This is a genomic window from Marinovum sp. J2-8, from assembly GCF_055808435.1.
The window spans coordinates 368,823-394,283 of the sequence record NZ_JBVVRZ010000003.1; the positions used below are offsets into that span (position 1 = coordinate 368,823).

A 25,461-nucleotide genomic window follows, 5' to 3' on the forward strand; every position below is an offset into this window, starting at 1 on the left:
GTGTTTCTGCATCATCTGGCGCGCCCGAAATCTTTGATGTCTGCCAGCGTCAGACGGTTCGTTTCGGGCGCAAAGGGATCCGCCCGGTTATTCCGGCGCCCGCAGCATCTGGATGGCAACCGCCTGTTCCGAAAAGCCGACAAAGCGATAACTGTCGTCCGGCAAGACCTCTTGCAGGGCTTTGTATTCGTGATGGCGCCAGCCGGGATAGCCGTAAAGCTCGTCAAACAGGATCACCGTGCCCGCCACCAACCGTGACCGGATTTCCCGCAGCACAAAGGCCGTGGGCGTATAGGTGTCCATGTCGAAATGCGCCAGCGCAAAGGGCGCATCGCCCTGTTGGGCCAACCAGCCCGGCACGGTGTCCTGCACCCAGCCCTTGACCAGCGTCACATTGGGCCGCACCTCTGGCAGCACCCCGCCCAGGTCATAACGACCGGTTTCGCCGCCTTTGGCGTGGCCGGTCCAGTCTTCTTCCAGCCCCTCGAAACTGTCAAAGCCGGTGACATGGCCACCTGCCTCGGTCAGCATGCGCGCAAACAGGTTGACGCCATGCCCGCGCCAGACACCAAATTCCGCGTAAAGCCCCGCGATGCCATGCGCCGCCAGTGCCTGTTTCACACAGTATTTCCGCAGCCACGCCTTGCGCGGATAGAGCATCGATGCGGACATATGCGGCAGAAATGTTTCGAAACTGTCGCGGACCGCATGTTCCTGAAGCAGGGTCAGCGGCGTCACGCGTTCGGGTTGGTCTTCGCTCATGAACGCACCTTCAACACGATTTTGCCAATGTGATTGCTGGCCTCCATGCGGGCATGGGCGGCGGCGGCATCGGTCAATGGAAATTCGCTGTCCATCACCGGGGCAATGCGGCCCGCGTCCAGCAATGGCCAGACCTGTTCGCGCAATGCGGCGGCGATACGGGCCTTTGCCAGATCGGATTGCGGCCGCAGGGTGGATCCGGTGATGGTCTGGCGCCGCATCATCAATGGCGCGAAATTCACCTCGGCCTTTGGTCCCTGCAAGAAGGCGATCTGCACCAAACGGCCTTCATCGGCCAGCGCCTTTAGGTTGCGGGGGATGTAATCGCCGCCCACCATATCAAGGATCAGATCGGCGCCGCCCTCGGCGCGCAGAACCTCGACAAAATCCGCCTCGCGATAGTTGATCGCCTGTTCCGCGCCCAGATCGCGACAGGCCTTGCACTTCTCTGCCGATCCGGCCGTGGCAAACACCCGCGCGCCAAAGTGGTTGGCCAGCTGGATCGCGGTGGTGCCGATGCCGGATGATCCGCCATGCACCAGAAACCGCTCTCCTGCGTGCAATCCGCCGCGCATGAAAACATTGGACCAGACGGTAAAGAATGTTTCCGGCAAACAGGCCGCTTCGCGCAGGTCCATCCCCTTGGGCACCGGCAGGCAATGCGCCGCCGGGGTGGCGACATATTCGGCATATCCACCGCCGGGCAACAGCGCACAGACCTGATCGCCGATCTGCCAGTCGCTGACGCCATCGCCAAGCGCCACAACCTCGCCAGAGGCCTCAAGCCCCGGGAGATCGCTGGCCGTCGGCGGCGGGGCATATTTGCCGGCACGTTGCAGCGCATCAGGGCGGTTCACCCCGGCCCAGGCCACACAATCACCACCTCATCCGCGCGCGGGGCGGGGCGGGGGCGGCTGGTTGTTTTTAGCACGTCCGGCCCGCCGGGTTCGGTGATTTCCACCGCCAACATCGTTTCGCTCATCTGCTGTCCTCTATGTATCACTGCTGCGCTGTGTCCACCGACCGGGCAGGTCGTCGGGCATTTGAGGCGCGCGAATATTCGCCAGAACCGCGTTGGGCCCCGCCATCAATTTCGACAGCAGCGGGTGTTCCTGCACCTGTGCCTTCAGCTTCTCGACCTGCATCACATTGTCAATCCGGCGGTCCAGAAATGCCCAGGTGGCGCTGTGGTCCGGCGTGTCATCGCCCAGCCAATACAGCACTGTCGCGCCGTAAACCGCGCTGAGGGTCGCGCGTTTCGTGTACCAGTTCACATCGTCCGAAGTGTCGCCCAATGTGGTCCAGATCGCGTCACAGGTGTCCCAGATCGCCCGCGCACCGTCTGCCGCATGATGGGGCAGCGAAAACAGTGTCGTGCCGCGGCGCACCGCCTCTTTGTCGGTGACCGCCTCCAGCCGGGCGCGCACCGCAAATGCGATCCGGTCGCGAAACCGCATGCCCGCCAGATCTGTGCTGTGCAACCGCGCCACCATGGCGGCATCGCCGCGCCGATGAAACGCCAGCGCCAGATCGACCGCGCCGCGCGGACAAATGGCGTGGGCCACGGTTTCATTGACACCGCTGTCCTCGATCGCGGCCCGGAATGTGTCGTCGCCCCAGCCGTCAAACGCCACATGCGCCAGGGCCGCGTCCAGCAATTTTTCCTTCGGGTCGGTCATGTCACACCCTCCTGTGCCTGTCACAGGCAATAGTAGACAAGTCATTCGGGCTTTGCTATACGGCGCACTCCTGCAAATCCTTGCAACTTCAACTTAGAAAGGTGGTGAAAACCACATGCAGGTTAGTGTTCGCGACAACAATGTCGATCAGGCGCTTCGTGCCCTGAAGAAAAAGCTGCAGCGTGAAGGCGTTTTTCGTGAAATGAAGCTCAAGCAACATTTCGAGAAGCCGTCCGAGAAAAAAGCGCGCGAGAAAGCTGAAGCGATCCGCCGTGCCCGGAAACTGGCACGTAAGAAAGCCCAGCGCGAAGGGATGCTCTAAGCATTTCCAGCTTTGGACACAAAGTAAGACGACCCCCGGGCAGCCGCTTCGGGGGTTTGTCGTTTTTGGGGGGTAAAATTTGAAATCACACCTTTGGTGTGTGCGCTGCGGGCCAATGGGCCATGGGGCCAACAATACCCCTGAATGCCCCTGGATGTTCCGGGGGCCAAATTAGAAAGACCGGCCTTGAGGCCGGTCTGTCGGTCACGCCGAATTGCTCCGGCAAGACAATGCGCGTTCAGCGCGGGTCGTAGGGGTCAGCTTAGCTGCCGGCGACGAGCGAACGGACGGTCGAACGAACTTCGCTGTCGTTGTCGCCGGAGTGGATTGTCGCCAGGATCAGAGCCACACGCTCGTCGCTGAGGTTCGACAGATCGGCATTCGGTGCATAGCGTTCGATTTGCTGCAGGTTGCCGGTGGTCGATTGGGTCATGGCAGAGGCGGTTGTTGCGAAGCCAGCCAGGGCGAGGGCGGTGATTGCGATGATATTTTTCATGTTAGTCTCCTATTTTCGATGTCTGGGCCTTGGGCCCGAATTGGATTGAGCGGTCAGATCAGGCTGTCAGCTTAGCTGCCGGCCACGAGCGAACGGACGGTCGAACGAACTTCGCTGTCGTTGTCGCCGGAGTGGATTGTCGCCAGGATCAGAGCCACACGCTCGTCGCTGAGGTTCGACAGATCGGCATTCGGTGCATAGCGTTCGATTTGCTGCAGGTTGCCGGTGGTCGACTGTGTCATGGCGGAGGCGGTTGTTGCGAAGCCAGCCAGGGCGAGGGCGGTGATTGCGATGATGTTTTTCATGGTAGTCTCCTATTTTCGATGTCTGGGCCTTGGGCCCGAATTGGATTGAGCTGTCAGATCAGGCTGTCAGCTTAGCTGCCGGCTACGAGCGAACGGACGGTCGAACGGACTTCGCTGTCGCTGTCGCCGGAGTGGATTGTCGCCAGGATCAGAGCCACACGCTCGTCGCTGAGGTTCGACAGATCGGCATTTGGTGCATAGCGTTCGATTTGCTGCAGGTTGCCGGTGGTCGACTGTGTCATGGCGGATGCGGTTGTTGCGAAGCCAGCCAGGGCGAGGGCGGTGATTGCGATGATGTTTTTCATGGTAGTCTCCTATTTTCGATGTCTGGGCCTTGGGCCCGAATTGGATTTAGCTGTCAGATCAGGCTGTCAGCTTAGCTGCCGGCTACGAGCGAACGGACGGTCGAACGGACTTCGCTGTCGCTGTCGCCGGAGTGGATTGTCGCCAGGATCAGAGCTACACGCTCGTCGCTGAGGTTCGACAGGTCGGCATTCGGTGCATAGCGTTCGATTTGCTGCAGGTTGCCGGTGGTCGATTGGGTCATGGCAGAGGCGGTTGTTGCGAAGCCAGCCAGGGCGAGGGCGGTGATTGCGATGATATTTTTCATGTTAGTCTCCTATTTTCGATGTCTGGGCCTTGGGCCCGAATTGGATTGAGCGGTCAGATCAGGCTGTCAGCTTAGCTGCCGGCCACGAGCGAACGGACGGTCGAACGAACTTCGCTGTCGTTGTCGCCGGAGTGGATTGTCGCCAGGATCAGAGCCACACGCTCGTCGCTGAGGTTCGACAGATCGGCATTCGGTGCATAGCGTTCGATTTGCTGCAGGTTGCCGGTGGTCGACTGTGTCATGGCGGAGGCGGTTGTTGCGAAGCCAGCCAGGGCGAGGGCGGTGATTGCGATGATGTTTTTCATGGTAGTCTCCTATTTTCGATGTCTGGGCCTTGGGCCCGAATTGGATTGAGCTGTCAGATCAGGCTGTCAGCTTAGCTGCCGGCCACGAGCGAACGGACGGTCGAACGGACTTCGCTGTCGCTGTCGCCGGAGTGGATTGTCGCCAGGATCAGAGCCACACGCTCGTCGCTGAGGTTCGACAGATCGGCATTTGGTGCATAGCGTTCGATTTGCTGCAGGTTGCCGGTGGTCGACTGTGTCATGGCGGATGCGGTTGTTGCGAAGCCAGCCAGGGCGAGGGCGGTGATTGCGATGATGTTTTTCATGGTAGTCTCCTATTTTCGATGTCTGGGCCTTGGGCCCGAATTGGATTTAGCTGTCAGATCAGGCTGTCAGCTTAGCTGCCGGCTACGAGCGAACGGACGGTCGAACGGACTTCGCTGTCGCTGTCGCCGGAGTGGATTGTCGCCAGGATCAGAGCTACACGCTCGTCGCTGAGGTTCGAAAGATCGGCATTCGGTGCATAACGTTCGATTTGCTGCAGGTTGCCGGTGGTCGACTGTGTCATGGCGGATGCGGTTGTTGCGAAGCCAGCCAGGGCGAGGGCGGTGATTGCGATGATGTTTTTCATGATAGTCTCCTATTTTCGATGTCTGGGCCTTGGGCCCGAATTGGATTGAGCGGTCAGATCAGGCTGTCAGCTTAGCTGCCGGCCACGAGCGAACGGACGGTCGAACGAACTTCGCTGTCGTTGTCGCCGGAGTGGATTGTCGCCAGGATCAGAGCCACGCGCTCGTCGCTGAGGTTCGACAGATCGGCATTCGGTGCATAGCGTTCGATTTGCTGCAGGTTGCCGGTGGTCGACTGGGTCATGGCGGATGCGGTTGTTGCGAAGCCAGCCAGGGCGAGGGCGGTGATTGCGATGATGTTTTTCATAATTCTGTTCCTTTTGTTCTCTATGGTCCCGGTGTGGGACTGTCTGTCTTACGAAGACTGTGTGTCTTTCCGTCGGTGGTCGCTTCCGACAACACAGCATCTGGGCCCACAGCCCGGAGAACTCAAATCACGCAAATGCACACGGCCGCTCACCAAAAGGTGTGCTTGACGATTGCGGTCCGGCTTCCTAGCCCCCCTCCAAAGCCTTTGTTTTCAGGGAATTTGTTGCGGGCTTTCAGCGCGAAATCACACGGGAACGCGGCAAAATTTCTGAATTGGAAATGTCGTGCAAAGAGTAAACATTTGTTGTGCTTTTGTGCACATGGCCGGGTGAAATCAAATCTCACGGTGCGGTGAACAACGGCGATGTTTTGATCGGATCTGCGTGATCGTAAAAGGATGTCGCGTGAACAACATTTCAGTAAAAACGCTCTTGATTTCATGTTGATGCGGTTGTATCCGAACACCCGGCCTTAGGGGTATAGCTCAGCTGGTAGAGCGACGGTCTCCAAAACCGTAGGTCCCGGGTTCGAACCCTGGTGCCCCTGCCATTTTCCGCACATTGTGCCGGTTCCACACCAGTGGAACAGTAAAACACCCCAATTTCCAAAATTTCTGCCGCTCTGGTTCCCTATGTGAAGCAGGCGCAATCGCATTGGCCATGCGTCGACGGCCCCCACAGGGGATCTTGCGGTGAAAAACGGTATTGGAAATCATCTTTGGCGGCATGTTATTGGATAACAGCGGTCGCCAAGTCAGCCGCGCTGAACTTTCTCATGCAGGAGACACCGAAGATGAGTGGATTTCCCGTCATTGACGCGAGCGAGAACGTCAAACGACAGGTTTTGTCGGATCACCCGGACCTGATGGTTGTAGCGTTTCGCTTTGGCGCGACCGGGGCAGAGGGCGCGTTGCACAACCATCCCCACGTTCAATCCACCTATGTCGAAAGTGGCCGGTTCCGGTTCACAGTCGAAGGTGTGGTGACCGAAGTGGCCCAAGGGGACAGTTTTGTCGTGCCGTCAAATGCCGAACACGGCTGTGTGTGCCTTGAACCCGGCACATTGGTCGATTGCTTCACGCCCCGCCGCGATGATTTTCTCTGACAGAGGGTCAGCGGGGCGCAAACGCGGTGTGATCAGCTAAAGACCACGCCGCCATTGATGTCCAGATTGGTGCCGGTCATGAAGCCGGATTCGTCATTGGCGAGGAAGGCCACCAGATTGGCGACGTCCATCGGCACGCCCTGGCGTTTGACCGGGGCTGCGGCTTCGAAACCGCGGCGGACTTCGTCTTTGGTGTGGATATTGTGGAAATCCGTGTCCACCATACCGGGGCAAAGACCGTTGACGCGGATATCCGGGCCAAGCTCCTTTGCCAACCCGCGGGTCATGGTCATGATTGCTCCCTTGGACGTGGCATAGGCAATAGAGCCCGGCCCACCGCCGTCGCGGGCGGCCTGGCTTGCGATATTGACGATGGCACCGGTTTTCATATGGGGCAGGCAGGCCTTGATCATCAGAAAGGTGCTGGTCAGGTTCAGATCCATCACCGCATTCCAATGCGCCAACGGCATTTCGGCGATGGTCTTGCGGGCGATCAGCCCGCCGGTGTTGTTGACCAGAACATCGACCGATCCGAATTCAGCCACGGTTTTGTCCACCAGCGTCGCGACGCCTGCTTCGGTTGACAGATCGCCCTGAACCGCAATCGCCTTGCCGCCGGCGGCGGTGATTTCCGCGACGGTTTCTTCGGCACCGGCGCTGGAGGCAAAATAGTTGATTGCGACATTTGCGCCTTCTTGCGCCAGACGCACAGCACAGGCGCGCCCGATGTCACGTCCGCCACCGGTGACGATGGCTGTTTTTCCCTGAAGCTTCATGGTCTGTCCTCTGTTGCGCCTGGCCGGTTTTTGGGCCGGGGGTATTGGGCGGAATTTTTTTGGGGGGACGGCGTGTTGGACCAGCGCCGACAGGCGGCGCTGGTGCCAAGTCTGGTTATTTGTTCAGTGTCAGGAAGTAGTCAAAGATTTCCGGCACATTGCCGTCACCCTTGCCCGCGTCAACAGCTGCTTGCAGGTTGTTTGAGGTGCCTTCGGCAATCTCGGCCCGTGTGCCCAGATCCTCGGCCATCTTCAGGAAGTACCCCAGATCCTTGTTGGCATTGTTGATCGAGAAGCCCAGATCACTGACACCGTCCACGGCGTAGTTCTTGCAGAACCCCATGAAGGGCGAATTCGACGGGCCGGTCGACATGATCTCATAGAGCTGCGCGCGATCAACACCGGCACGATCGGCCACGGCAAAGGCTTGGCTCATGGTGCAGACGGTGGTCATGCCCATGAAGTTGTTGATCAGCTTGGTGGTGTGACCGGCCCCCAGCGCGCCGAGGTAGAAGACGTTTTCGCCCTGTTCGTCGAGCACCGGTTTGACCTTTTCAAAGGTCGCCTTGTCGCCCGCCGCCATGATGTTGAGCAAGCCGTCCTTGGCATGTGCCGGGGTGCGGCCCAGCGGTGCGTCAACCATACCTGCGCCTTTGGCGGCCAGATCGGCGCCAATCTTGCGGGTCGAGGCCGGGATCGAGGTGCCGAAGTCGATCAGCGTCGCGCCCTCTTTGATGCCGGCCAGAATGCCGTTGTCGCCATAGACGAGCTTTTCAACCACCTCCGAGGTGGTCAGGCACAACATCACGATGTCGCTGGCTTCGGCCAATTCCTTGGGCGAGGTGGCCGCTTTGGCATTGCCACGGTCAAAGACGGTCTGCACGGCGTCCTTGTTGAGGTCCATGACAACGAGTTCGTAGCCCCGTTTCTGAAGGTTTTCGACCATGTTGCCGCCCATGAGGCCGAGGCCGATGAAACCGATGACAGGTTTGGTCATGCCGTGTTCTCCCTTTGGTATTCTGTATTTGTGTTGGTTCAGAGGAAATCTTCGCGGTGAGGCGTGAAGATATCCAAAAGCGTGCCTGCCTCAAGACAGGTCGCGCCATGTTCGATGTTGGGCTGTTTATAGAGAGAGTTCCCGGCAGACACGATGTAAGTGTCATCGCCGACGGTGAACTCGAACTTGCCCGAGATCACATAGGTGATCTGTTCGTGTGGGTGGTGATGGCGCGCGGCCACGGTGCCGGTGTCGAAATGGACTTCGACACACATTGCGTTGTTGTTATAGGCCGCCACCTTGCGGGTCAGCCCGCCACCGGCGTCGAACAGTTTGTTCTCTTTGCCGGGAAAGTAGTTCTTTACGGTCATCTTGGGTCTCCGGGTCGTGTTTGGTCTGCGCCGATATGGCGGATCAGGTATTGGCCAGCTTTTTCATCACTACTTTGAACGTGTTTTCGTCCGCGTCGGTGAAATACAGGTCGGCATCATAGCCCTGGTCATCCATGAAGTTGAAAATCCGTTTCGGTTCTTCCAGACGATATGGCACCAGCAATGTCGCAATCCGGTGACGCGTGGCTGCCGGGTATTGCGCGTGCAGGCAAGTGCTTTCTGGCAGTCCCGCGTAATCCGCCGGGTCAACGCCGGGGAAACCGGTGACCTGTGTCAGTTCGGGTTTGCCCGCCTCGGACCAGACGACCTGGCCGTAGAAGCCCGCCTTTTGTCCGGTGTTGCGGAACGAGGTTTTGCCCAGATCGTAAGGTTGATTGGCATGCAGAAGCCAGTCGATGGTGACCGGTTCGCTGGCATCGACCTTGTCGACGATCACGAAATAGCTGCCGCGCACGAAATAGATTTCGCGTTCGGCCAGCGTCACCTCGGGCGAGAGCGATTGATAGGCCGCTGTGGCATCGCCTTTGATATAGACGTGATCGTCATGTTCTTCGGCGGCCAGGATCTTGCCGGTTGCGGCCATCGCCTTGGCCTTGTCCTTTTCGGCGTACTGGCCCTTGCCGTTGATCAGGATGGCGTTCTTGGACCGGGTCTGGCGGCGCCATTCGCGGTGCATGGTGGAATTGAACGCCACATAGTACCCCGACTGGATCGCCATGTCTTCGCCATAGGCGGCCATGCAGAACGCGTTCTGGTCGCCGTGGCTGTGGCTGATCGAGCCGAATTTGCTGGATTTGAAGACAAACTGAACATGTTTGTCCGGGTTGGCCATTTCGTGCTGGATACCGACCCAGCCGATCCCCTTGAAATGGCACATGCCAGAGGGCGGATCGCTGGCCTCGACCTCGGGGAAATCGGTGAGGTAGGTCAGTTCGTCGAAATTGGTGTCCCACCAGCCCCAGTTATAAAAGGCGCCTTCGGTGCCGGGGTTCAGCCGGGCGAGTTCCTCGTGATACCATTGATAGGCACCATTGCCGGTGACGCCCGCGTATTGGCGCAGGTTGATCCCGGTCTTGATGCAGGGCAGATCGCCCTGTGTCGAGTTATCACCAAATGTGGCGCGGCGGGTGTTCGGCGCCTTGCAGAACAGCGGGAAATCCCCGGTGTTGCGGAAGAAGGGGCGCTCATACAGGTCGATGCCGGTAAAGGATTTGATCCGGTTGGCGGCCTCGATCAGATAGGCCATGCCCATCATCCAGTAATTTGTACCCTCCGCCCAGCCGCCGTCGCTGTCGCCCCAGGGGGAATAGACGGTGGCAAGGAATTCGATGCAATAGTTGAGCCAGTCGCGGGCCTCGTCGTCTTCATCTTCGCCCAGCAACGCAATCAGCGCCGGCACAAGGGTCAGCGAAACCGAGCGCACCGCATGGCTGTCATAGGGGAACAGGTGGATCTTGGCGTTGATGATCGCATGTTCGGCAATGTCGCGGGTGCGTTCCTTCAGGGCCGCGCGTACCTTGGCGCGTTCGTCTTCGTCCATCTGGTCGTGCAGCCAGTCATAGCCCCAGGCCAGTGCATTACAGACCCGATACGCCCACTCATCTGTATAGGCACGGCTGGTGGTGCCCATCGGATCCCATTCGGCAACTGACAACAACCATTCCTTGGCGCGGGCCAGCATGGCGGCGTCTTGCGTCACCTGACCGCCGATGGCGAGGTGGCGAATGGCATACATCACCTCCTGAAGGTCGATGTAGGTCTGACGCCAGACCGGGGCGGTGCGTTGGTGTCCGGGATAGCCCGCAGGTTCCGGCGTGATGTCACGGTCCATCCAGGGCAGGACGGATTTGTCATAGAAATTCGCCCATGTGCAGTGATCTGCATCGGCCTTTACCGCATCGCGGAAGGTGGCCAGACGATCGGCGTTCAACCACAGGCGCGGGTGGCTTTGCGGCGATTTGGCAAAGCGTTGCTTGCGCGTTGGCAGCGGGGTCTTTGGCAATGTGTCGGTGATGGTGAAGCTGCGGGTGCTGCTCCAGCCCGAGGCGGGTGCGCCGGCGTCGTCACAGACCGCATAGGCCCAGTGATATTGCCCGGGCTCCAGCGCCACATCGGGGGTGAAGAAATTCAGCGGGATATTGGCAAAGACCCGTGTGTCGTTGCCGAAATTCGGATCGGTCGAGATGCGCAGCACGTATTGCGCCTCGTCTTCGATGACGGGCAACCAGGTAAAGCGCGGCGGATTCTCGGTGATCTCACTGGTGGCGTCGGGCGCGTATTGGATCGTCAGGCGACCGGTTTTGGGTTCATCGAGCGTGGGAAGGACTGCGGCGCCGGGCATCGGTCAGGTCTTTCTTTTGGGTATAAAAGGGGGGGTGGTGCGGCCGAGGATCGGCCGCACCCTTGTCATATCGGGAGGAGGGGGGCTTAGCCGCCGTACTGGCGTTCGTAGGCCGAGTTCATGACTTCGAGAACGTCTTCGTAGCCCATCTTGTTCAAGGCAGCCACGTAGTCATCCCAGTCTTCCTGGATGTCGCCGGTGCCAAGGATCCAGGCCTGCTGACGTTCCAGCATGTAGGTCTCGATCGACGGGTAGTATTTGTCAAAGACGGTCTGTTCATCTTCGTTGAAGGCCACGCCGAGGAACTGTTCAACCAGCAGATCCTGGGTGTCGTACAGTTCGATCCCCTTGCGGGCACTGTCGCGGGTCCACTGCCATTCATAGCGGTAGTCCTGCGGATAGCCGCGATAGACCTGCGCGCCTTCCAGATACATCTGGCTGTTGACCGGCTGACCGGAATTCAGGACCTCGTCCTTGTAGACCGGCTCGCCGTCGACCATGTCCCAGGTCTTGCCCTCGACACCGAAGTTGGCCAGCAGTGCGCCTTCTTCCGAGAACCAGTAGTCAAAGTATTTGATGGTCTCGACAGGATGCTCGTTCGAGAAGCTGATCGCCCAGCCATCGGGCTTCATCGGGATACGACGGTTTTCTTCGATCCGCTGACCGCTCACCGATTTCGGCGGCAGGAACGGGATGAAGTTGAAGCCGTCGACCTTGTCGGCCAGCGCGATGTTGTAGCCAGAGGTGGAGGCAAACCAGTCATGCGTCATGCCGCCCAGGTTTTCACCCAGCAGGTAGTCGCGGGCCGAAGAACCACGGGTAAAGACCTCTGCGTCGATCAGGCCCTCTGCGTACCAGTCGGCGATATTGGCCAGACCGTCACGATACGCTTCCTGTGCGTAGGGGTGAACAACCTTGCCGTCCTTGATGTAGAACTGGTGATAGACATCCGCCCCGGTCGAGCGTGCATCCCAGAGGTTCAAAAGACGCAGAACTTCTTCCCAGTCGCGCACGAAGAAGGGGATTTCGTCCTTTTCGCCGTTGCCGTTGGGATCCTGGTCGCGGAAGGCCACCAGCACGTCATGAAGCTCGTCCACGTTGTCGGGCTGTTCCAGACCCAGCGCATCGAGCCAGTCCTGACGGACAAACCAGGCGCGGGCATATTTGCCGTCGGGCAGGTAGGGAATGTAATAGACATTGCCGTCAAAGGCCTGGATCGCTTTCCAGATGTCCGGGTGCTCGTCGAACCATGCCTTGATGTTGGGCGCATGTTCGTCAACCAGCTCGTTCAGCGGCTGGAACGCACCCTGGGGGCCGTATTCGTTGACCGGCTGCTTGATCTTCGCACCGCCGACGATGTCGGGCAGGTTGCCGGTGGCCAGAAGCAGGTTCATCGCTTCGGACTGATCGGTCGAGTTGCGGCCGGATGTCTTGTCGATCAGATGGACGTTGGTCTTCTCCCGTGCCACTTCCTCGACCGGATAGATCTTCGATGTGTCACCGCCGGGGCCATATCCCTGGGCGCGGGCCCAGTGCATGTGGATTGTCAGTTCCAGCGGCTCGTCCACGATGGGCAGATGGCCTTCGGCAAGTGCCGGGGCTGTCAGTGCGGTGGTTCCGAGGATGGCAGCGGCTGCCAGTTTCAAAGTTCGCATGGTGTCCTCCCTTTTGCGAAATTCAAATTTTGGTACCCTTGGGGCCCGCGAGGGCCCGAAGGTGATCTTGGGGGACGGCGCATTCACGATTGCGCTGTCCCGGGTCCGTCATTCCTTCACACCGCCCAGCAGGATGCCCTTGCTGAAATATTTCTGGAGGAAGGGATAGATAAGCAGGATCGGGATGATCGAGCAGACGATGATCGCGGCGGTCACGGTTTCGACCGAATAGGCCGCAGTCAGCAGGCTGGTTGCAAATTCCTCGTCGTCGGAAAGCTCGACGATGACTTTGCGCAGATAGACCTGAAGCGGGATCTTCTCTTCGTCCTGCAAAAGCACCATGGCCCAGAAGAAGCCGTTCCAGCGCGAGACGATGCAGAACAGGGCTACCGTGGCAATCGCGGGCTTTGACAGCGGCATGTAGACCTTCCAGAGAACCTGGAATTCGTTGGCGCCGTCCATCCGCGCCGCCTCTTCGAAGGATTGCGGAATGCCCTCAAAGAAGTTGCGCAAAAGGATGATGTTGAAGCCGTTGACCGCAAAGCCGATGATAATGCCGAGGTAGCTGTCCAGGAGCCCGAGGTCCCGCATGTTCAGGAAGAACGGGATCAGGCCTGCGTTGAACCACATGGTAAAGGCCACCACCAGGTTCCAGAACCGACGCCCGTAAAGCTGGGGCTTGGACAGGGCATAGGCGCCGGGGATGATGAACAGCAGGCTCATGATCGTGCCGCCGATCGTGTAGATGAACGTGTTCATGTACGACGACCAGAACAGCGGCTCGCTCAGCACCTGTTTGTAGGCCTCCAGCGTGAAGCCGACCGGGGTCAGGATCACATTGCCGGCCCGTGCCTCGAACCCGGTGCTCATCGACAGTGATGCGATGTAGATGAACGGGTAGAGGGTCGAGAGGGTGAACAATCCGATGAGGACCATGTTCATGATGACGAACATCTTGTCGCCACGTGAATAGAGAGATTCATGTTGGTCATGACTGGTTCCCCCCCTTACCAGAGCGACGTGCGCGAATAGCGCTTGGAGATTGCGTTCGCCGTCATCACCAGCACAAAGGCCACCACCGCGTTGAACAGGCCCGCTGCTGCGGCAAGGTCGTACTGGCCGCCCTGGATACCCTGGCGATAGATGAAGGTGTTCACGACGTCGGCGGTCTCATATGTGGCCGGCTGATAGAGCAGGATGATCATCTCGAAGCTGACCTCCAGCATGTTGCCGATGCGGATGATGAGCATGATGATGATGGTCGGAAGGATCGACGGCAATGTGATCTTCCACATCATCTGCCAGCGGCTGGCACCATCGACCACAGCGGATTCATAGAGCGTCGGAGAGACCCCCGCGATGGCCGCGAGATAGACGATCGACTGGAACCCTGCCTCTTGCCAGATACCGGTGCCGACAAAGATCGGACGGAACCATTCAGGCTTGGTCAGGAAGTAGATCGGATCGACCCCCAGCGCCCCAAGGAAGGTGTTGACGATGCCCGCACTTGGGGAAAAGGCCGTGATCACGATACCGGCGATGATCACCGAAGAGACGAAGTGCGGCAGATAGACGATGGTCTGGGCCGTCTTCTTGAAGGTCTGCTTCAGGATCTCGTTGAACATCAGCGCCAGAAGGATCGGCATGGGAAAGCCGAAGATCAGGCCATAGAAGCTGATGATGATCGTGTTGCGCAGGGCGCGAATGAACTGGTCATTGCCGAACAGGGTCTGGAAATGCTCCAGCCCGATCCAGGGGCTGTTCGCCACGCCGCGGAAGATCGAATAATCCTTGAAGGCGATCTGAAGCCCGTACATCGGTTTGTAGAGAAAGATCACGAGCCAGAGGATCGTCGGGACCAGCATGACATAGAGCTGCCATTCCCGTTTCATGTGATCGCCGACCCGCTGCATTGTGCTGGGCTTGCGGCGGCGCTGGGCTTCCTTTGCATCGAAGACAAGTTCTTCGGTCGTTGGCCCCCCGGCACCGGTGAAATTGGGATCGTTGCTCATTGTTCCAGCACCTGCCCGGGCAGCGCCTCGCCGGTTTTGGCGTCGAAGACCTTGACGAGGTTCGGTTCGATGGTGAAACCCTTGATGCCGTCCAGAATGTGCATCTGGCCGACGGTATCGGTGCGGATGACAAAGGGTTCACCCTGCAGGCTGGCATGGATCAGTGCCTCGGAGCCCAGTGTTTCCACCAGGTCGATGTCCAGCCCGACAAGGTTCGGGTCGTTTTGATCCGCAACCGACACGAATTCCGGGCGGATGCCCAGGATCACTTCCAGGCCGACGGCGTTGGTCAGTGCCGGGATCTGCTGAAGCTGGACGCGCTGGCCGTCGAATTCGGCGACAGGGCCCTGATCGCCGGCGGCGATGGTGGCCTTGACCATGTTCATTGGCGGCGACCCCAGGAACCCGGCGACAAAGGTGTTTTTCGGATTCAGGAACAGGTCCATCGGGCTGCCGATCTGTTCGATCCGGCCGTCGTGCATGACGACGATGCGGTCGGCCAGGGTCATCGCTTCGACCTGGTCGTGGGTCACATAGATCGAGGTGACGCCGAGACGCTTGTGCAGGCGTTTGATTTCCGCCCGCATCTGGGTCCGCAGCTTGGCATCAAGGTTGGACAGGGGTTCATCGAACAGGAACACCTTGGGGCGGCGCACGATGGCACGGCCCATGGCGACCCGCTGGCGCTGACCGCCCGACAGGTCCGCCGGACGACGTTCAAGATACGGTGTCAGGCCAAGGATGCCGCCAACCTCTTCGACAGAAGAGGCGATGGTTTCCTTGCTTTCCTTGCGGATACGCAGACCAAAGGCGATATTGTCGGCGACGTTCAGATGCGGATAAAGCGCGTAGTTCTGGAACACCATCGCCACATCGCGATCCTTGGGTGCAACCCGGTTCACATGCCGGTCGTCAATTGTCAGGTCGCCGTCGGAAATCTCTTCCAGCCCCGCGATCATCCGCAAGGTTGTGGATTTTCCGCAGCCGGACGGACCGACCAAAACGACAAATTCCTTTTCCTGTACTTCCAGGTCGATCCCATGGACCACCTGAACCGCACCATAGGCCTTTACGATGCCCTCTAAACGAACCCCTGACATGTCCCCTCCCTCCAATTGACCCGCAACCGGCCGATGGCCCTGCGGTCGCTCACCCTGATCGCGGCCTCATGCCGTGAGCCGAGTGATGCGATTCGCTGAAACTTTCATCTGGTATACTAGTAAGTAATCTGGAATACTAGTATAAACATGAGAGTCGCAAATGAGGGAGGCGTCCGGTCCGGGACGGAGGAAATGCCATGAAAATCACCGAAGTTATCGTCACGCCAATCGCCATCCCGGATGTGCCGCTGGCCAATACCAAGGGCGTGCACCAATCGGTGTTTCTGCGGTCGGTCATTCAGGTGAAGACCGATACCGGCCTTGTCGGCCTTGCCGAAACATATGGCGCGGCGCGGACCTTGGATGGGTTGCGCGCGGTGCAGGCGCGGCTGGAGGGGCTGGACCCCTATGACCTGCGCGATCTGCGCCGCCGGATCGAAGCGGCGCTGCCGGATGCGGGCGGGATCAATGCCCTGACCGCCCTGGCCGATCACAAGGTGGTGGATGTGGTCTATTCTGCGTTTGAAATCGCCTGCCTTGATTTGCGCGGCAAGGAGGTCGGGCGGCCAATATACGAACTTCTCGGCGGGGCGACGCGCAAGACGATCAGCTTTGGCGGCTATCTTTTCTTCAAATTCGAAAAGCAGGACACCACCTTTGGCCCCGATATCATGGGCGAAGTGATGACGCCGGATGCGCTTGTGGCGCAGGCCCAGGAGTTTGTCGGCCAATACGGTTTCAAATCTCTGAAGCTGAAGGGCGGCGTTCTTGAGCCCGATCTCGAAGTCGAAACCATGTTGAAACTGCGCGAGACCTTTCCGCATCATCCTTTGCGGATTGATCCGATGGGGGCCTGGACCGTGCCAACGGCGCTGAAGGTGATCAAGGATCTTGGCGGTGTCGAGGGGGGCGTTCTGGAATATCTCGAAGATCCCTGTCGCGGCATGGAGGCCATGGCGGAATTGTCGGCCCAGACCGATATGCCGCTGGCGACCAACCTAGTGGTGGTCGAATTCGAAGAGATCTTTGAAGCAGTCAAAAAGGATGCGGTGCAGATTGTCCTGTCGGACCATCACTACTGGCGCGGGGCGACGGGTGCGGTGCAACTGGGCGACATGTGTCGCGCGGCGGGGCTGGGCGTGTCGATGCATTCCAATTCGCATCTGGGGATTTCATTGGCGGCCATGTGCCATGTGGCGGCGGCGACCCCAAATCTGACCTATGATTGTGACACGCATTATCCCTGGTCGAGCAAGGAAATCGTCAAAGGTGGGCGACCTGTTTTCCGCAACGGCACTGTGCAAGTGCCCGAGGGGCCGGGGCTGGGCGTTGAGCTGGATCATGCTGCGGTCGCGGAACTACATGATCTCTATGAGCGGGCGATGGTGCGCGACCGCGACGATACCGACGAGATGTTGAAATACATCCCGAACTATGTGCGCCAGGTGCCACGGTGGTAAAAACAGCCGCCAAGGCAACTGGATATTAAGGCGAAACATGGCTATCTAGCCGTTATCAGGAGGAATCGAGATGGCACAGGTCAATCACGTGGGTGAACGCAGAACCACTGTGGACGCCATATTTGACGATCTGTATGATCAGATTGCCACGCTTGCGTTGCGCCCTGGCGACAAACTGTCAGAGGCTGACATCGCAACGAAATTCGGTGTGTCGCGCCAGCCGGTGCGGGATGCCTTTAGCCGATTGGCCAATCTTGATCTGCTTTTGATCCGTCCGCAGCGCGCCACCGAAGTGCGCCGGTTTTCCATTCGCGAAATCGAAAAAAGCCGCTTTGTCCGTGCCTCTGTCGAGGCCGAGGTGCTGCGCCGTGCTGCCGCAAATTGCGACGATATTGGCGCATCGCGGCTGGACATCCATATCGCGCGCCAACGCCGCGCGATCGAGGACAATGATTATGAGGCCTTTGGCGTGTTGGATTACGATTTCCATCAGGCGCTTTGCGAGATCGCCAAGGTTGATTTCGCATTTGAGGTGATCTCATCCGAAAAGGCCAAGGTCGACCGGTTGTGCATGCTTGGTCTGTCCAAGGAATCGCGGATGCCCGAATTGCTGGCGGATCACGAAGAAATGGCCAAGGCCGTCAAAAGCGGCGATGCCCAGGCGGCGGTGGACATGGGTATGCTGCATCTGTCGCGGCTGGATGCGACAATCGCGTCGATCACCCAATCCAATGCCGATTATTTTGAGCCGATGACACATTAATTCCGGCCCGGTGCCCGGTGGTTGACCTCTCTGGTCAACTGGAATACCAGATACTGACAGCTTGACTTTTTATGATGTCACAGGTCGCGCGCCCATTGGGCTGCGGGTTGTGACGATGAGCGTTTATCCTGGTTAACAGGCGCATCCATTGCACCGGAAATGTTCCGAATATGACTGACACGCGACCCTTAGCAGCTGCGCCGTCAACGGCTGCGGTGTTCAATTTGGCTTGGCCGATGACGATCAAGGCGATCATGTTGCACGGCATCGTCGTCATCGACGCCTGGCTGGTGTCGTCGCTGGGCGAAGTTGCCGTCGCGGTTCTGGGGCTGGCGGCGGCGATTGCCGGGCTGCTTCTGGGGGTGATTTTTTCCTTTGCCAATGCCACACAGATCCGGGTGGCCCAGGCCTTTGGCTCTGGCGAAGCTGCGTTTTTGAAATCGGCGCTCTATTCCGGTTTGACGATCAATCTGGTTGTCACCTTGGGCGGGCTTTTGATCCTTGCACTGGCGGGCGGAGCGATGATCGACGCCCTGGCGCATGATCCTTGGGTGAATGCCCAGGCGCGCAGCTATCTGACGGTGTTTGCCATTGTCATTCTGGGCGAGGCGGTCGGCCAATGTCTGAGCAGCTTTTTCAATGGCTGCGGTGACACGCGGTTGCCGCTTTACAGCTACTTGTTGGCGGTGCCGGTCAATGTGGGCGCCAGCGTGGTGCTGATTCACGGGCATTTCGGACTTCCGGCGCTGGGCGTGGTCGGCGCGGCATGGGGCAGTGCAATTGCTGCGGTCCTTCAGGTCGGTTTTCTGGCGATCTGCCTGTGGCGCAAGACCGGCGGCTTTCTGACTGTCAGCGGTTGGCGCAATGGCACCTTTGTGGCGTCCCTGCGCCGGCATCTGGTATTTTCGCTGCCGATTGCCGCCACATTCGTCAGCGCCACCACCGCCAACAGCGTGTGCGGTCTGTTGTATGCCACTCTGTCGGTCAATCAATTTGCGGCCATGACACTTATCCTGCCCTGGGTTCAGGTTGCCGGTACATTCGGCATTTCCTGGGCGCAGGCGACCGGCATCATCGTGGCCCAGCTTTTGGGGCGCAAGGTTGCCGAGGCTGATCTGGACCGGTTCCTGCGTGGGGCATGGCGCGGGGCCTTTATCGCGGCGGCGGTTGTGGCGGCGTTCTATCTTGTGATCTGCCTGTCGTCCGGGCAAATCTATGCCAACCTGCACCCGGACACGCGCGCCACATTGTTCAGCTTTCTGCCCGTGCTCTTGCTTCTGCCCTTTCCCAAAGGGTCAAATGCGATCTGCGGCAACAGCCTGCGGGCCGGGGGGAAACCATCTATGTCATGCATGTTTTCATTTGGTCACAATGGTTGTTCCGGGTGCCGGTCACCGCGATCATGATCTTGTGGCTGGATCTCTCGGTCTTTTGGATCTTTTCCTTGTTGCTGTTCGAGGAATTGGTGAAATTCCCGCCATTCCACACCCGGATGTACCGGGGCGATTGGAAACGTGGCCCAATTGACGAGACCTAGACACGGGTTAAAGTCGTCCTGTCTGCGCTCGTCTGACCTGGCAGATGATTAATTTTCGGGCTGTCGTGGGCCCAGACGCGTGGATTGCCCGATTTAATGGCGTTTGGGGCGGCGTTGGATTTGACACCGGCGGCCATGACACGTGTGAATTGACCTGGTGGGGTGTGACCCCCCGCTGACTAAAAGGATTGGACGACCTCATGGCGCGTGCCTCAGCCACATTCACCGCCCGGCTGACCGGGCTTGTTCGCGAAATTTATCCCGATCTGGATTGTGATATTCTGTCCAGCCAGATCGTCGAAGCGTTCTGGCCGGACAATGGCCATCGCCGCAAACGTGGGCGGCCGCCGTCAAACAACCTGTGGTCGGAACAAGATGCGGTGTTGATCACCTATGGCAATTCGATTGTCGATGGTGCGCACAAGCCGCTGGATCTTTTGCACGATTTCCTGTTGCGCAAGATGAAGGGCGTGGTGAATGGCGTGCATATTCTGCCGTTCTTTCCCTTCACCTCGGACGATGGATTTGCCGTGACCGACTATCGCGCTGTGAACCCGGAACTGGGCAGCTGGGCTGACATTCGCCGCATTGCCGAGAATTTCTATCTGATGTCCGATCTGGTGCTGAACCACGTGTCGTCACAAGGCCCGTGGTTCAATGCCTATCGTCAGGGGCAAGAGCCCTATGACAAGTTCTTTTTCGAAGCAGACCCCGCAGAGGATGTGTCCCTGGTGGTTCGCCCCCGTACCACGCCGCTGCTTCAGGAGGTCGAGACATCGAACGGCAAGCGCCACGTTTGGTGCACCTTTAGCCATGATCAGATTGACCTGGATTTTCGCAATCCAGAAGTCTTGTTGGAGATGCTGCGCATCATCCGGCTGCATATCGACAATGGGGTGCGGACCTTGCGCATGGATGCGGTGGCCTTTGTCTGGAAGGAGGCGGGCACCAATTGCATCCACCTGCCGCAGACCCATGCCATTGTTCAGCTGATGCGCCTGTTGTGTGACTATGCCTTGGAAACCGTGGTCTTGCTGACCGAAACCAATGTGCCACGAACCGAGAACCTTAGCTATTTCGGCAACCGCAACGAGGCACATGTCGTCTATAATTTTCCGCTGCCGCCGCTGATCCTGCACGCGATGCAATCAGGTTCGGCCCGGTATTTGCATCGCTGGCAAACCTCCATGCCCCCGGCGCAACTGGGCTGTGCTTACCTCAACTTCACCGCCAGCCACGATGGGATTGGCATGCGCCCGGCCGAAGGTGTGCTGCCACCCGAGGAAAAGGTGCGGATGATCGACACCGTGCGCGACATCGGCGGGCTGGTGTCGATGCGCACGCTGCCCGATGGCGGAGAGGAGCCTTACGAGCTGAACTGCAGCTTCTTTGAGGCCGTCGGCCAGACCTTTAAGGGCAAGGATACCCACCACATCGCCCGCTTCCTGTGTTCGCAAACGATCGTGATGTCGCTGGAGGGGATTCCGGCGTTTTACATTCATTCCATGCTGGCGACGCCCAATGATCATGAGGGGGTGGAGCGGCGTGGCATGAACCGGGCGATCAACCGTCATCGCTGGGATTACCCGACCCTGCTGGAACGGCTGGACGATCCGGACAGCACCCAGTCACAGGTTCTGGCGCAAATTTCGGCCAGGATGAAAATACGCGGGCGGCAATCGGCCTTTCACCCCAATGCGACACAGTTCACGCTGACGTTGGATGACCGGATTTTCGGATTGTGGCGGCAGAGTCTGGATCGGGCACAGTCGATTTTTGCGCTGCACAATGTCAGCGACGAAGAGGTCCGCATCGCCCCATCTGCGGTGAACCTGATCGAGGGCGATCATTGGCTGGATCTTATGACCGGGGAAGAGATCCTTGCGGCGGGTGAGGACATCGTTTTTGCGCCGTACCAATGCCGGTGGATTACCAACAGGGCGTAAAATCGCCTTGGCGTCCAGACCATTGGTAAGAGGCGGGGCCAGTCCCCCAGACCGCAGATAGGATGGGGGCAGCCCCCAAACCGCAGTTAAGGATGGGGGCCAGCCCCCCAAACCGCAGGATAAATGGGGGGCCAGCCCCCCAAACCCCCCGGGATATTTTTGGTCAGATGAAAGGCGGGGGCCCGAGACCAACAGGTAGGGGCGCGACGCTAAAACTGGGTGGGGTTATTGTGCGGAAAATTCTTCCTCGTCCGCAGCCACGGCGGCGCGCAGATCATTCAGGAATTGTGGTTCTGCGGCGTGCACCCGATTCCATGTCGGGATGAATGGTGTTTCATGTGGGTTATCGAGAAAGATCTGGCCGGCGAGGATGATGTTTTCGGCAAACAGCTCAATCGACTTTTCCTCGCTATGGCGATCAAGGGCGAGGCCATTCATTTTCGCGTCGTTGTAATACCCTTCCAGCAGGTCAAGCGCAGAGCGGTAATAGGTTGCTTTCAGCGTGCGGAACACATTTGGGGTAAACACGGTGCCGTCCGCGGCCAGCTTGCGGAAAATTGCCTTGCAGATGTCGGTCGACATGCGTGACAGGCCTTTGCTGGCGTCCTCGGGTGAGAGCACCTGATGTTTGTGGTCATAGGCATCTGAAATCTCGACCTGACAGACCGATTTCGGCGCCAGATTGCGCCAGGCTTCGCTTAACGTGCCGATTTCCAGCCCCCAGTCCGACGGAATGCGCAGATCCGGCAGGATGGGCGTGCGCATGGCAAATTCACCCGAAAGCGGATAGCGGAACGATCGGAGGTAATCGAGGTAGTCGCGATCGCCGATGACCTTTTTCAAGGCAATGAGCAGCGGGCTGACCAGCAGGCGGGTGACCCGGCCATTCAGCTTTTCATCGCCGATCCGGGGATAATACCCCTTGGACATTTGATAGGGAAAGGAAGGGTTTGCCACCGGATAGACCAGCCGCGCCAGCATTTCGCGTTCATAGGTCAGGATGTCACAATCATGGAGCGCCAGAACCGCGCTGTCGGCGCAGCCAATCAGATAGCCGATGGAGGTCCAGACGTTTTTGCCCTTGCCGGGTTCTTGTGGTGCCAGGCCGCGTTTTTCGAGCCGCGCACCAAGCTCCAGCATCCGGGGGCTGTCGTTCCAGATCACCGTATGGGTTTGGGGCAGGGTGGCAAAAAACGCCCGCGCCTTGCGGTATTGTGCCTCGTCCGCGCGATCCAAGCCGATAATGATCCGGTGCAGGTAAGGCACGCGCGCCAGTTCTTCGAGGATATGCGGCAGCGCCTCGCCCTCTAGTTCTGAAAACAGGGACGGCAGGATCAGAGAAATTTTTCGCGTCTGGGCATAGGTCGTCAATTCATATTCGAGGTCGTCGAGACCGCGGGTGCGCAGATTGTGCAGGGTGGTGATATTGCCGTTCTGGTGAAAGTCAGCCATCGGGGGTCGCCTTTGCGATCTGGGAATGGGTCAGGATATTTGTTGTAGATGCGCCAGAACAGCGACGTTCCAGCCGCTGGGGCCGGGCAGGACGCTGCGGCGAATGCGGCCGCTCTCTTCGCCGGGCAGGGTGGGCAGCGGCTGGCCATGGGCATTTGCGATGATCACCCCGGCATCGGCTGTGTCCAGCATTTCGATGTCATTGGGGGCATCGCCAAGCGCCAGCGTCGCGCTGGGCCTGAAACGCGTGATCAGGTTGGCCATTTGGTCGGCTTTGGTCTGGCCCAGTGAAAACGTCAGAAACCGACCGCCGCGCCGGGCGTGTAATCCGACCGTGGCAGCGGTGTCGAGGAATGCGCCCAATTCGGCGGGGGGGCCGGTCCAGACGCCCGGTTCGCTGAACGCGCGTCGCCGGGCATTGGCCGCATTTTCGAGCGGCAATCCGGTGATTTCTGCGACCTCGGCGTCATTCATGTCGCCGAAACCGCGAAAACAGGATGGCTTGCCGGGCAGTTGCGCCAACCGACCCCTAATGTCGCGGTAGATCGTGTCATCCGATCCGGCCGTTGCGCCGCCGTCCAAAAGTCCGGCGCCATTTTCGACAATTGCGGGCCAGGCCTCCAGCCCGAGTTCGGCGCGCAGCGGTGCGACCTCGGCTGCGGTTTTACTGGTGGCCAGTGTCACACCGGCGCCAATGGATTTCAGGGCCTCCAGCGCCGGGAGTGCAGGCGCATAGGAATAGGTCGCATGGTCCAGCAAAGTGCCGTCGAGATCCGTGAAGACGAGCAGTGGGAGTGCATTGGTCATGACGTGAGACTAGGCGGGGATCACCGCAGGTGCCACAGCTGGCGTGCACAATGGCTAAGCGTTTTTTGGCACATGCCTAACTTTTAGTCACCCAATTGGTGCGCGTCGGGCCAACCTGAATGCCAACCTGGCAATTGCGGACCTTGAATTCCGCCGGGACCCCGCGTATCTGCACCTTTAACCTCTTCAAGGACGAAAACATGGCAATGACGAACCCCCTTCAGTTCATCCAGCAGGTGCGCGCCGAAGTCTCCAAGGTCGTCTGGCCGACCCGACGCGAAGTGTTGTTGACCACCGTGATGGTGTTCATCATGGCAACCCTGACCGCGATCTTTTTCGCGTTGGTCGATCTGGCGATCCGGGGCGGGCTTCAGGCTGTATTGGGCATGTTCGGCTAAGGGCCGGGTTGGGGCGTCGCCCCTTGAATTCGACATGTCGCGCGGGTAAAGACGCGTCATCCTAAGATGTCTGGCGCGTGGCGATTCGGCCCTCGCGCCGATTTTTTATTCCGGGATGTGATGCCGGGCGATGCCAAGGTGTTGAAGAATAACAAATTTCGGTCACAGAGACCAAGCAGGACGAAGGTGAGCGCCAGATGGCAAAACGGTGGTATTCGGTAAGCGTCCTCTCGAATTTCGAGAAGAAAATTGCCGAACAGATCAGAACGTCGGTGGAAGAGCATGGGCTTGAAGATCAGATCGAAGAGGTTCTGGTGCCCACCGAAGAGGTGATCGAGGTCCGTCGCGGCAAGAAGGTGACCACCGAACGTCGCTTTATGCCGGGCTATGTGCTGGTGCGGATGGAGATGTCTGATCAGGGCTATCACCTGATCAATTCGATCAACCGCGTCACCGGATTTCTGGGCCCCCAAGGGCGCCCGATGCCGATGCGCGATGCCGAAGTCGAAGCGATTCTTGGCCGAGTGGCCGAGGGCGAGGAAACGCCGCGCACCTTGATCCACTTTGAAGTGGGCGAAAAAGTTAAGGTCTCTGATGGCCCGTTCGAAGATTTCGACGGTTTGATCGAAGAGGTCGACGAAGACAACCAACGGCTCAAGGTTTCGGTGTCCATCTTTGGACGGGAAACACCGGTCGAACTGGAATTCACTCAGGTCGCCAAACAGATGTGAGTGCAGGTCGCGCAGTCAATGCGCACCTTGCGGGCCGCGAGGTCCGTTCGTTTGTGGGAGGCAAGGGCACGCGTGCCGGCGCCGCACCACGCAGTGTAAAGGTCGGAACGCGTTTCGGCATTTAGGGTGTGCATCAATTCGCACGCCGATGAAAAAGGAGAGGCCAAATGGCCAAGAAGCTTGTAGGCAGCATGAAGCTGCAGGTGCCCGCAGGGCAGGCAAACCCGTCCCCCCCCGTCGGTCCGGCGCTGGGTCAGCGCGGCATCAACATCATGGAATTCTGTAAGGCTTTCAATGCCAAGACACAGGATATGGAGCCCGGCGCGCCGTGCCCGACCGTGATCACCTATTATCAGGACAAGTCCTTTACCATGGACATCAAGACGCCGCCGGCGTCCTACTACCTGAAAAAAGCTGCCAAGCTGAAATCCGGTGCAAAAACCCCGTCGCGCGAAGTTGTCGGCTCGGTGACCGTGAAGCAGGTGCGTGAGATTGCCGAGGCCAAGATGAAAGACCTCAGCGCGAACGACATCGAAGCCGCGATGAAGATCATCGTCGGTTCGGCGACCTCTATGGGCATCGAGGTGAAGTAAG

30 protein-coding genes, 1 tRNA gene and 1 pseudogene are annotated in these 25,461 nt (G+C 58.9%); 11 read left to right on the forward strand and 21 right to left on the reverse strand.

Going from position 1 to position 25,461, the window contains the following annotated elements:
- Window positions 1-87: 87 nt before the first annotated feature.
- The 3 genes and pseudogenes from AC0L4F_RS11200 to AC0L4F_RS11210 form a co-directional block, all read right to left on the reverse strand.
- On the reverse strand, window positions 88-762 hold the full coding sequence (locus AC0L4F_RS11200; protein ID WP_244688429.1) for a class I SAM-dependent methyltransferase: 675 nt from the start codon (window positions 760-762) through the stop codon (window positions 88-90).
- Window positions 759-1,744 (reverse strand): annotated as a pseudogene (locus AC0L4F_RS11205) (NAD(P)H-quinone oxidoreductase). The gene AC0L4F_RS11200 and the pseudogene AC0L4F_RS11205 overlap by 4 nt, the downstream one beginning before the upstream one ends.
- Before the next feature lie 10 nt (window positions 1,745-1,754).
- Window positions 1,755-2,441 (reverse strand): COQ9 family protein, encoded by a 687-nt coding sequence (locus AC0L4F_RS11210; RefSeq protein ID WP_244688431.1) that lies wholly within the window; start codon window positions 2,439-2,441, stop codon window positions 1,755-1,757.
- 115 nt (window positions 2,442-2,556) lie between these two features.
- On the opposite strand from AC0L4F_RS11210, the gene rpsU reads away from it, so the two are divergent.
- Window positions 2,557-2,763: a 30S ribosomal protein S21 gene (rpsU, locus tag AC0L4F_RS11215; protein WP_008207378.1), complete on the forward strand. Its 207-nt coding sequence runs from the start codon at window positions 2,557-2,559 to the stop codon at window positions 2,761-2,763.
- Between the two features lie 262 nt (window positions 2,764-3,025).
- Here the strand turns inward: rpsU and AC0L4F_RS11220 are convergent, their stop codons facing one another.
- The 8 genes from AC0L4F_RS11220 to AC0L4F_RS11255 all read right to left on the reverse strand — a co-directional run bounded on the left by AC0L4F_RS11220 (window position 3,026) and on the right by AC0L4F_RS11255 (window position 5,394).
- Entirely contained in the window at window positions 3,026-3,259 is a 234-nt protein-coding gene (locus tag AC0L4F_RS11220; protein WP_244688434.1) for a hypothetical protein, read from the reverse strand.
- A gap of 71 nt (window positions 3,260-3,330) precedes the next feature.
- Window positions 3,331-3,564: a hypothetical protein gene (locus AC0L4F_RS11225; protein ID WP_244688434.1), complete on the reverse strand. Its 234-nt coding sequence runs from the start codon at window positions 3,562-3,564 to the stop codon at window positions 3,331-3,333.
- Window positions 3,565-3,635: 71 nt separating this feature from the next.
- A complete protein-coding gene (locus tag AC0L4F_RS11230) occupies window positions 3,636-3,869 on the reverse strand; it encodes a hypothetical protein (protein WP_244688436.1) in 234 nt (77 codons plus the stop codon).
- A gap of 71 nt (window positions 3,870-3,940) precedes the next feature.
- On the reverse strand, window positions 3,941-4,174 hold the full coding sequence (locus AC0L4F_RS11235; RefSeq protein ID WP_244688436.1) for a hypothetical protein: 234 nt from the start codon (window positions 4,172-4,174) through the stop codon (window positions 3,941-3,943).
- 71 nt (window positions 4,175-4,245) lie between these two features.
- On the reverse strand, window positions 4,246-4,479 hold the full coding sequence (locus tag AC0L4F_RS11240; RefSeq protein WP_244688434.1) for a hypothetical protein: 234 nt from the start codon (window positions 4,477-4,479) through the stop codon (window positions 4,246-4,248).
- A gap of 71 nt (window positions 4,480-4,550) precedes the next feature.
- The gene (locus tag AC0L4F_RS11245) at window positions 4,551-4,784 is read right to left on the reverse strand and encodes a hypothetical protein (protein WP_244688436.1); all 234 of its coding nucleotides are present in this window, start codon (window positions 4,782-4,784) and stop codon (window positions 4,551-4,553) included.
- Window positions 4,785-4,855: 71 nt separating this feature from the next.
- Window positions 4,856-5,089: a hypothetical protein gene (locus AC0L4F_RS11250; RefSeq protein ID WP_244688436.1), complete on the reverse strand. Its 234-nt coding sequence runs from the start codon at window positions 5,087-5,089 to the stop codon at window positions 4,856-4,858.
- Window positions 5,090-5,160: 71 nt separating this feature from the next.
- Window positions 5,161-5,394, reverse strand: a complete 234-nt coding sequence (locus AC0L4F_RS11255) for a hypothetical protein (protein WP_244688434.1) — start codon at window positions 5,392-5,394, stop codon at window positions 5,161-5,163.
- 475 nt (window positions 5,395-5,869) lie between these two features.
- Between AC0L4F_RS11255 and AC0L4F_RS11260 the strand changes: the two genes are divergently transcribed.
- A tRNA-Trp gene (locus AC0L4F_RS11260) sits at window positions 5,870-5,945 on the forward strand.
- Window positions 5,946-6,188: 243 nt separating this feature from the next.
- A complete protein-coding gene (locus tag AC0L4F_RS11265; protein ID WP_244688438.1) occupies window positions 6,189-6,500 on the forward strand; it encodes a cupin domain-containing protein in 312 nt (103 codons plus the stop codon).
- A 32-nt stretch (window positions 6,501-6,532) separates the two neighbouring features.
- Here the strand turns inward: AC0L4F_RS11265 and AC0L4F_RS11270 are convergent, their stop codons facing one another.
- The 8 genes from AC0L4F_RS11270 to AC0L4F_RS11305 all read right to left on the reverse strand — a co-directional run bounded on the left by AC0L4F_RS11270 (window position 6,533) and on the right by AC0L4F_RS11305 (window position 15,773).
- Window positions 6,533-7,276 carry an SDR family NAD(P)-dependent oxidoreductase gene (locus AC0L4F_RS11270; RefSeq protein WP_244688440.1) on the reverse strand — a complete coding sequence of 248 codons (744 nt, stop codon included), beginning with the start codon at window positions 7,274-7,276 and terminating at the stop codon, window positions 6,533-6,535.
- Window positions 7,277-7,391: 115 nt separating this feature from the next.
- Window positions 7,392-8,273 carry an NAD(P)-dependent oxidoreductase gene (locus AC0L4F_RS11275; protein WP_244688442.1) on the reverse strand — a complete coding sequence of 294 codons (882 nt, stop codon included), beginning with the start codon at window positions 8,271-8,273 and terminating at the stop codon, window positions 7,392-7,394.
- Between the two features lie 38 nt (window positions 8,274-8,311).
- Window positions 8,312-8,644, reverse strand: coding sequence for a cupin domain-containing protein (locus AC0L4F_RS11280; RefSeq protein ID WP_244688444.1), 333 nt, complete (start codon window positions 8,642-8,644; stop codon window positions 8,312-8,314).
- A gap of 43 nt (window positions 8,645-8,687) precedes the next feature.
- Entirely contained in the window at window positions 8,688-11,006 is a 2,319-nt protein-coding gene (locus tag AC0L4F_RS11285; RefSeq protein WP_244688447.1) for a DUF4962 domain-containing protein, read from the reverse strand.
- A gap of 86 nt (window positions 11,007-11,092) precedes the next feature.
- The gene (locus AC0L4F_RS11290; protein WP_244688449.1) at window positions 11,093-12,661 is read right to left on the reverse strand and encodes a type 2 periplasmic-binding domain-containing protein; all 1,569 of its coding nucleotides are present in this window, start codon (window positions 12,659-12,661) and stop codon (window positions 11,093-11,095) included.
- A gap of 108 nt (window positions 12,662-12,769) precedes the next feature.
- Complete coding sequence (locus tag AC0L4F_RS11295) at window positions 12,770-13,603, reverse strand: carbohydrate ABC transporter permease (protein ID WP_244688451.1); 834 nt, start codon at window positions 13,601-13,603, stop codon at window positions 12,770-12,772.
- Between the two features lie 65 nt (window positions 13,604-13,668).
- Complete coding sequence (locus AC0L4F_RS11300) at window positions 13,669-14,673, reverse strand: ABC transporter permease (protein WP_244688453.1); 1,005 nt, start codon at window positions 14,671-14,673, stop codon at window positions 13,669-13,671.
- Complete coding sequence (locus tag AC0L4F_RS11305) at window positions 14,670-15,773, reverse strand: ABC transporter ATP-binding protein (RefSeq protein WP_244688455.1); 1,104 nt, start codon at window positions 15,771-15,773, stop codon at window positions 14,670-14,672. Before AC0L4F_RS11305 ends, AC0L4F_RS11300 begins: the two co-directional genes overlap by 4 nt.
- Before the next feature lie 197 nt (window positions 15,774-15,970).
- On the opposite strand from AC0L4F_RS11305, the gene AC0L4F_RS11310 reads away from it, so the two are divergent.
- The 5 genes from AC0L4F_RS11310 to AC0L4F_RS11330 all read left to right on the forward strand — a co-directional run bounded on the left by AC0L4F_RS11310 (window position 15,971) and on the right by AC0L4F_RS11330 (window position 21,479).
- On the forward strand, window positions 15,971-17,233 hold the full coding sequence (locus tag AC0L4F_RS11310) for an enolase C-terminal domain-like protein (RefSeq protein ID WP_244688457.1): 1,263 nt from the start codon (window positions 15,971-15,973) through the stop codon (window positions 17,231-17,233).
- 70 nt (window positions 17,234-17,303) lie between these two features.
- Window positions 17,304-17,996: a GntR family transcriptional regulator gene (locus tag AC0L4F_RS11315; RefSeq protein ID WP_244688460.1), complete on the forward strand. Its 693-nt coding sequence runs from the start codon at window positions 17,304-17,306 to the stop codon at window positions 17,994-17,996.
- A 170-nt stretch (window positions 17,997-18,166) separates the two neighbouring features.
- Entirely contained in the window at window positions 18,167-19,402 is a 1,236-nt protein-coding gene (locus AC0L4F_RS11320) for an MATE family efflux transporter (RefSeq protein WP_244688462.1), read from the forward strand.
- Window positions 19,399-19,533, forward strand: coding sequence for a hypothetical protein (locus AC0L4F_RS11325; RefSeq protein ID WP_280520555.1), 135 nt, complete (start codon window positions 19,399-19,401; stop codon window positions 19,531-19,533). The genes AC0L4F_RS11320 and AC0L4F_RS11325 overlap by 4 nt, the downstream gene beginning before the upstream one ends.
- Before the next feature lie 200 nt (window positions 19,534-19,733).
- Entirely contained in the window at window positions 19,734-21,479 is a 1,746-nt protein-coding gene (locus tag AC0L4F_RS11330) for a sugar phosphorylase (RefSeq protein ID WP_244688465.1), read from the forward strand.
- Window positions 21,480-21,704: 225 nt separating this feature from the next.
- Here AC0L4F_RS11330 and AC0L4F_RS11335 read toward each other — a convergent pair whose 3' ends face one another.
- Together AC0L4F_RS11335 and AC0L4F_RS11340 are read right to left on the reverse strand one after the other, a co-directional pair.
- The gene (locus AC0L4F_RS11335; RefSeq protein WP_244688467.1) at window positions 21,705-22,931 is read right to left on the reverse strand and encodes a glycosyltransferase family protein; all 1,227 of its coding nucleotides are present in this window, start codon (window positions 22,929-22,931) and stop codon (window positions 21,705-21,707) included.
- A gap of 30 nt (window positions 22,932-22,961) precedes the next feature.
- Window positions 22,962-23,738: an HAD-IIB family hydrolase gene (locus tag AC0L4F_RS11340; RefSeq protein WP_244688469.1), complete on the reverse strand. Its 777-nt coding sequence runs from the start codon at window positions 23,736-23,738 to the stop codon at window positions 22,962-22,964.
- 200 nt (window positions 23,739-23,938) lie between these two features.
- Here AC0L4F_RS11340 and secE point away from each other — a divergent pair, with 200 nt between their 5' ends.
- The 3 genes from secE (at window position 23,939) to rplK (ending at window position 25,460) form a co-directional block, all read left to right on the forward strand.
- Window positions 23,939-24,136 (forward strand): preprotein translocase subunit SecE, encoded by a 198-nt coding sequence (gene secE / locus AC0L4F_RS11345; RefSeq protein WP_244688471.1) that lies wholly within the window; start codon window positions 23,939-23,941, stop codon window positions 24,134-24,136.
- Between the two features lie 197 nt (window positions 24,137-24,333).
- Complete coding sequence (gene nusG / locus AC0L4F_RS11350) at window positions 24,334-24,867, forward strand: transcription termination/antitermination protein NusG (protein WP_244688473.1); 534 nt, start codon at window positions 24,334-24,336, stop codon at window positions 24,865-24,867.
- A gap of 167 nt (window positions 24,868-25,034) precedes the next feature.
- On the forward strand, window positions 25,035-25,460 hold the full coding sequence (gene rplK, locus AC0L4F_RS11355) for a 50S ribosomal protein L11 (protein ID WP_244688475.1): 426 nt from the start codon (window positions 25,035-25,037) through the stop codon (window positions 25,458-25,460).
- The last annotated feature ends 1 nt before the right edge of the window (window position 25,461 follow it).